The sequence below is a fragment of the Putridiphycobacter roseus genome (genome assembly GCF_003234935.1).
In the GTDB taxonomy this organism is placed as follows: domain Bacteria; phylum Bacteroidota; class Bacteroidia; order Flavobacteriales_D; family Crocinitomicaceae; genus Putridiphycobacter; species Putridiphycobacter roseus.
The window spans coordinates 574,280-580,582 of the sequence record NZ_QKSB01000002.1; the positions used below are offsets into that span (position 1 = coordinate 574,280).

7 protein-coding genes are annotated in these 6,303 nt (G+C 32.5%); all 7 read left to right on the top strand.

The features are described from left to right. The first annotated feature begins 22 nt into the window (after nucleotides 1–22). The 7 genes from DNU06_RS06305 to DNU06_RS06335 all read left to right on the top strand — a co-directional run bounded on the left by DNU06_RS06305 (nucleotide 23) and on the right by DNU06_RS06335 (nucleotide 6,207). On the top strand, nucleotides 23–925 hold the full coding sequence (locus DNU06_RS06305) for a hypothetical protein (RefSeq protein ID WP_111062377.1): 903 nt from the start codon (nucleotides 23–25) through the stop codon (nucleotides 923–925). A 1-nt stretch (nucleotide 926) separates the two neighbouring features. Beyond that, the gene (locus DNU06_RS06310) at nucleotides 927–1,463 is read left to right on the top strand and encodes a hypothetical protein (RefSeq protein ID WP_111062378.1); all 537 of its coding nucleotides are present in this window, start codon (nucleotides 927–929) and stop codon (nucleotides 1,461–1,463) included. Nucleotides 1,464–1,522: 59 nt separating this feature from the next. Beyond that, a complete protein-coding gene (locus DNU06_RS06315) occupies nucleotides 1,523–2,533 on the top strand; it encodes a DHH family phosphoesterase (protein WP_111062379.1) in 1,011 nt (336 codons plus the stop codon). A gap of 1 nt (nucleotide 2,534) precedes the next feature. Next, nucleotides 2,535–3,059, top strand: a complete 525-nt coding sequence (locus DNU06_RS06320) for an FKBP-type peptidyl-prolyl cis-trans isomerase (RefSeq protein ID WP_111062380.1) — start codon at nucleotides 2,535–2,537, stop codon at nucleotides 3,057–3,059. Then, a complete protein-coding gene (locus DNU06_RS06325; RefSeq protein WP_111062381.1) occupies nucleotides 3,056–3,955 on the top strand; it encodes an FKBP-type peptidyl-prolyl cis-trans isomerase in 900 nt (299 codons plus the stop codon). Before DNU06_RS06320 ends, DNU06_RS06325 begins: the two co-directional genes overlap by 4 nt. A gap of 143 nt (nucleotides 3,956–4,098) precedes the next feature. After that, entirely contained in the window at nucleotides 4,099–4,587 is a 489-nt protein-coding gene (locus DNU06_RS06330) for an RNA polymerase sigma factor (protein ID WP_262510041.1), read from the top strand. A 6-nt stretch (nucleotides 4,588–4,593) separates the two neighbouring features. Beyond that, the gene (locus DNU06_RS06335) at nucleotides 4,594–6,207 is read left to right on the top strand and encodes an outer membrane beta-barrel protein (protein WP_111062383.1); all 1,614 of its coding nucleotides are present in this window, start codon (nucleotides 4,594–4,596) and stop codon (nucleotides 6,205–6,207) included. Nucleotides 6,208–6,303: the final 96 nt, after the last annotated feature.

The following is a 6,303-nucleotide window of genomic DNA, read 5'->3' on the forward strand; positions in this document are numbered from 1 at the left end:
AATAATAATTAAAGAAAAATTCATGAAACAACGCTTTTTAAAAGGGATAACGTTCTTTTTTATTTCTTCTGCCATATTTGTAAGTTGTGATAATTCCAAATCGGATTTAGACTTAGACTTAGAGGAGAGTAAAGATACCACAGTAATAACTACTGATGACACCCCACAGATTTCCTATGCAGTGCCAACCCCTAATGAGCTTTTTGAAATTGTAAAGTTACTTGGCGGAGAGTTAAACATAGAATTAGTTAATTCACTCGACAATAAAAATAAATACGTTGATTTAAAATCTAAAGCATTAAACTTTGGTGTTTATTCAGCAGATATTGGATACATGAGTTGTTTTGAAAATGGTATTGCTTTTTTAAAGTATACTAAAGTTTTAGAAAACTTAGGAAATGAACTAGGAATATCTGATGTGTTTGACAAAACATTAATGGATAGAATTGAAAGTAATGAAGAAAATTTTGATTCTTTATTTCATATCTCTAATGAAACTTATTACGACAGCTACCTATACTTAGAAGAAAATAAAAAAGGGCAAGAGCTTTCTTTGATAATTATTGGCGGATATGTTGAAAGTGTGTTTATTATCAGCAACCTAGTAGAGGAATATTCAAATACTAACCCAATTATTGAAAAAATTGGTGACCAACATTTAGTATTGGATAACATTATTGATTTCTGTTCTCAATATGCAGACGAGTCTGCTGTAGCTGAAGCTTTAAGTGATATTATGAAACTACAATCTATCTTTGAAGATAACATGGATTTTGTAGAATCTAATCCAGAAGGTGAAAATGGTCCAGAAATTGATGGGGTAGCTACTTTTGCAAGCAAAGGAAGTTTCACCATGAATGAAAACACCTTTAACTTGGTGAAAGAAGAAGTAATAAATTTAAGAAATAAAATAACACAAAAATAGGATGAGAAATAAAATTATTTTTGGAATAGCATTCTTGGGTCTTATTGTATTGCAGTCCCTACAGGCACAACAAAGTTGTAGAAAAGTTCATAACTTCTGTAAAGAAATGATTCCACCAGAAGAGCAATCAAAAGATTGGGATTTAGACAATCAATCGAAATCAGCAACGGTGGAAAAAGGTAAAGTATATGAAATGAGCTTTATTGCTTATCACGATTATATCTATCGTATTTCAAACTGTACTGATGTAGAAGATGGTGAGAAAATTAATTTCGAAATTTTTCACATGGAACTAGTAAGAAGACCAGACAAAAATGGCAATCCTAGAATCTTCAAAGAAAAAGTTTCTATCTATAACAATAAAACAGATGACATGTCAGCTTTTTATAAATTTAGAGTTGAAAAATCTGAAAAACTTTACGTTCAAGTAAATGTTCCTGCTTCAGGAAAAAGTGAAGCAAAACAATTTAAAGACTCAGACTTTGTTTGTGTGGGTGTTTTATTAGAACACAAAAAAGCTGGTAAATTAGGCTTTTAATAACAGAATTAATATTTTTAATAAACCGTTGCAACTTGTAACGGTTTTTTCTTTTTTATATGTTTGAATCCGATAAATTAAGTGAACTAAAACAATTACTGGACACGCCTAAAAAAATTGTAATTACGGCCCATAAATCTGCTGATGGAGACAGTGTAGGTAGCTCCTTAGCGCTTTATCATTTTCTTAAAAAATTAAACCATGATGTTTCGATTTGTCACCCCGATAAATCTCCTTTTTTCTATCAATGGTTAAGTGCCGCGGAAGATATTTTAACCTTAGAAGAAAATTCAGCTGAAATCACAGAAAAATTTAAAGCTGCGGAAATAGTTTTTGCCCTCGATTACAACCACCCAAGTAGAATTGGAGATTTACAACCTCTTTTTTTAAACAATAACGGGATAAAGGTCATGGTAGATCATCACCAAAATCCGGCGAATGAATTTTTTGATTTGAGTTTTAGCTTCCCAAAAATCTGTTCTACTTGTGAAATCATTTATGAACTAATTGTTCATATAAAAGACCAATCTTTTGTAGACGTTCCAACTGGAGAAGCAATTTACTGTGGTATTATGACGGATACTGGATCTTTTAGATTTCCTTCGACCACAGCGAGAACCCATAGAATTATCGCAGAATTACTTGAACTCGGAGTCGTAAATAACAAAGTGCATGAATCGGTTTTTGATACCAATAATATTGATAAAATTAAACTGAATGGATATGCATTATCGGAAAAACTTACCTTACTGAGTAACTTACCTGTTGCGTATATTGCCTTATCAAAAGCAGAACAAACACAGTTTAAAGCAAAAAAAGGTGACACCGAAGGATTGGTGAATAAAGCCCTTTCTATTCAAGGCGTAAAAATGGCGGTATTTTTTAAGGAAGATACTGATTATGTAAAAATATCTTTTCGTTCTAAAGGGGACACTTATGTAAATAAGCTAGCCAGTGAAAATTTTGAAGGTGGTGGCCATGTTTATGCTGCCGGTGGTAAATTTGATGGTTCTTTAGAAGAAGCTATTCAAAAATTAGTAACTTTATTACCGCAATACGTTAACCATTAAAATGCTTTTAAAAGGGATATTATTTTCTTCAATTACCATACTTTTGGTTGGATGCAACCAAAAACAAGACAACCCTAAAGTTATTCCTAATTGGTCAAAAGAAGAGTCTATTAAAATGAACCATGCTTTTGCCGCAGAGGAACTAGAAGAGATTGAACAATTCTTGAGTCATAGACCGGATTGGAAAATGACAAAAACAGGAAGTGGTCTGCAATATTTTATTTATTTAAAAACCGATAGTGCTTCAACTCCTGTTCCTGGACGTCAAGTCGCAGTAAATTTTACTGTTTCTTTATTAAATGGACATATTTGCTATAGCTCAAAAAGAGGTGAACCAGAATTTTTTACCGTAGAAAAATCCGACATTGAAAGTGGTTTACACGAAGGTATTAAGTTAATGCACAAAGGAGAAAAAGCAAAATTCATTTTACCCAATCATTTAGCCCATGGCTTAATCGGTGATTTAAATGAAATTCCACCCCTACAAACTATTGTATACGATATTGAATTAATAGACATTAAATGAAAATCTTAAAATACCTTTACTTACCACTCTTCATTTTGTTATTTTCTAATTGTGAAATCGGAGGTATCAAAAAGCACCAAACAGCAAATGCAGACAACGATTCCATTCCTGAATTATCAGCTGTTGATTCCGCATTTATTCAATTAGAAAAAAAAGTAGAACCGGTACAGATTGATTCTGTAAAAGATGCAAGTGGAAATAATCTTGTCTGGAATGGTGAAGATGGTTTAAGAATTGAATGGAAAAAAAGAAGTAATAATGGCCCAATTTTAAAGGGGGATGTGGTCTTAGCAAACTTCGAAGCTAGAGTAGCCAGAGGAGAAGTATATGACCACAATATGGAAGTTGGACATCCTCTTCCCTTAAAGCTAGGTGTTGGTCAATTATTAAAAGGCTGGGAAACTGCTTTGTTAGAAATGCATGTTGGCGACATTGGTCGTATCATGATTCCTTCAAAATTAGCGTATGGCGAAAACGGTTACTATGGTAAAGTACCACAAAATGCGGATATCATTGTAGAAATTGAAATTGTAGATAAGGTAAAACCCATTCTCTTGTCAGAAGGGGTAAAAGTATATAAATATAGCACCAAAGACACCTCTTCTAGTCTACCGGTTAAAGACCAGAAAATAACTTTTGATTATTTTTCATACCGCAAAGGAAAAAATGCAGGCATGTACGACAATTCTTACGCGAAAGGAAAGCCTTTCGTAATGCAATTTAAAAACGATAATTTAGTGGATGGATTACACCAGGGCATGGGCGTGTTAAGAGCAGGAGATAATGCTTTTATCGATATTCCAGCAGAACTGGCTTATGGTAGTACCGGTTTACAAGAATTAGTCCCACCCAATACACCAATTTCTTTTGACGTAAGAATTATTTCTATAAAATAATTTATCTTTCAGGCAACCCTAAAGTATTTCAATTGTATCTTAACAGAGATAACCAATAAAAATTCATTTTTTTTAAAATTATCTTGAACAAAAATAGGCTCAAACAAAAATTTAAAGAGGGAAATATAAAAGCCTTTAACACTGTGTACGATAAATATTGTGACGCAATGTATACTATTTGTTTAAGATATACTAAAAATACGGATGAGGCTGCTGACATGCTACAAGATGCTTTTATAAAGATTCATGAAAAATGTGACAGCTTTAATCCAGCATATGAATTAGGTGGTTGGATAAAAAAAATAGTCGTGAATACCGCAATAAACCATATTAGACAAAACAATAAATTTGATATTGTTGACAGCTTTGAATCTTTCGAAGCAACGCTTGAGGAGCCCGAAATATTCAGGCAAGAAGATAATAGTGCAAATATTCAGGACCAATTGATTCAAATACTTAAAGAAATACCGACGGGTTATCAAACCGTTTTTAATCTCTTTGTTTTCGAAAACTTAACCCATAAGGAAATTGCAAATTATCTTGAAATATCTGAAAACACCTCAAAAACACAACTTTTCAAGGCTAGAAAACTTATTTTAAAAAAATTACAAGACAAAAAAATACTCCTTTAAAGACGCATGAGTGCAGATAAAAATCATATCGACCAATTTTTTAAAAACACATTAGACGGACATGTGGTAAAAGCACCAGTCCACATTAAAAGTGCCGTTTTAAAAAGTGTCGGCAAAAGTACTTTGTGGTCGTGGGTAGCCATTTCCATTGGACTAGCAACTATTGCTATATTTACTTTATGGTACACCCCTTTAAAATCAAAACAACACTATAGTGTTAGAAAAGAAATATTAAAGCTTGATAAAAAGGTAAACACCTCCTTAAAGGATTATTCTGAAAACTTGCAAACGATTGCTAAACCTGTTCTAAAAAATCAGTTGCAGAAAAAAAAGAATATGGTGAAAAAAATCAACCATACGAAACAGAATCTATCCTTAACAAACCCTGCGACTAATAAGAAGCAAGACCAGAATAACAAAAAAGAAATAGTAAATACAAAATTAGAAAAGAAAGAAACGGCCTTAAAAAAGAAGGCGGTAACCGTAGCAGTAAAAGACAAAAAAACTTCGGAAATTTCCACTTCAACTATTCAGTCTTTAGCAAATACTTTGCCTGAAAAAACACTTAGTAATGAAGAACCCCAAGAAGTGTTCGCCAAAACAACAAAGGGGATAGACGAAGTAGAAATAAAAAAATCAGTGGATAAAAAGGCTACACCGCCCTTAGAAGGTATATCTACCATAAATGAAAACGAAGGGTCGGCAACTACGTTGATTAAAACACAAGAAGAAGGTACCAATGAAGACGTAACAGTAAATATTGCAGTAGATACTTTAGTTAATAAGAAATTGGATACTGTAAGAGACTTTAATACAAAAGATAGCGCTCAGATAAGTCAGACTGTGGATTTAGGTAATACAACGGACAGCATACAACCTACAGAGGTTATAATTGATAAAACAACGTCTCCTCAAAAAAACAGATTTCTTTTAACCGGTATTATTGGACCAACTATCCAGAATGTCAACTATGATAAAGATGAATTAAGCGCTACTTTTGAAAATGCCCACCTGGAAAAAATTGGATACAGCGCCCAACTAAAATTAGCCTATAAAATAAATTCTAAATTGTTTACTGAATTAGGCTTAGGCTTTGAACAACAATCCTACAGTACTAGTTTTAAATTAAACACTATTAAATACAATATCACGCAACAAGAGAGTTTCGACTCTTTCATTTATGATACTATTGGTAATATAATTGACACCTCTTACACAACTACGTACGACACAACTGCTGTTAAAGGAATAAAAAGCACCTTTGGTAAAGTACAAGTACAATATGCACAAATACCATTATACCTGGGCTACCAATTTGAAAAAAACAAATGGCTCTTTCATTTAAAAGCTGGGGTCCAATTAAACTACCTAATCAAACAAACAGGTACTTACTTAAAAAATAATGAAATAATAGACTTAACTGAAAGCAACTCTATTTTTAAAAAAGTAGTAATTAATTACAACATAGGTGCTGCAGCACATTACAACCTCCTGTCAAATTTATACTTATCTGGCCAATTCAATTACCAAGTAGGTATACAAAATTATTATAAAGTAGATTATGGAACTAGAGCAATAAATAGTTTATCGTTTGGAATAGGAATTGGGCATAGGTTTTAGCGAAGAGTTTAATGCCCAATGTCTAGTCCTAAATAATCGATACAGATTATTAAAGGATTAAATTTATTAATTAAAGCTGAACAATGATATCATTGT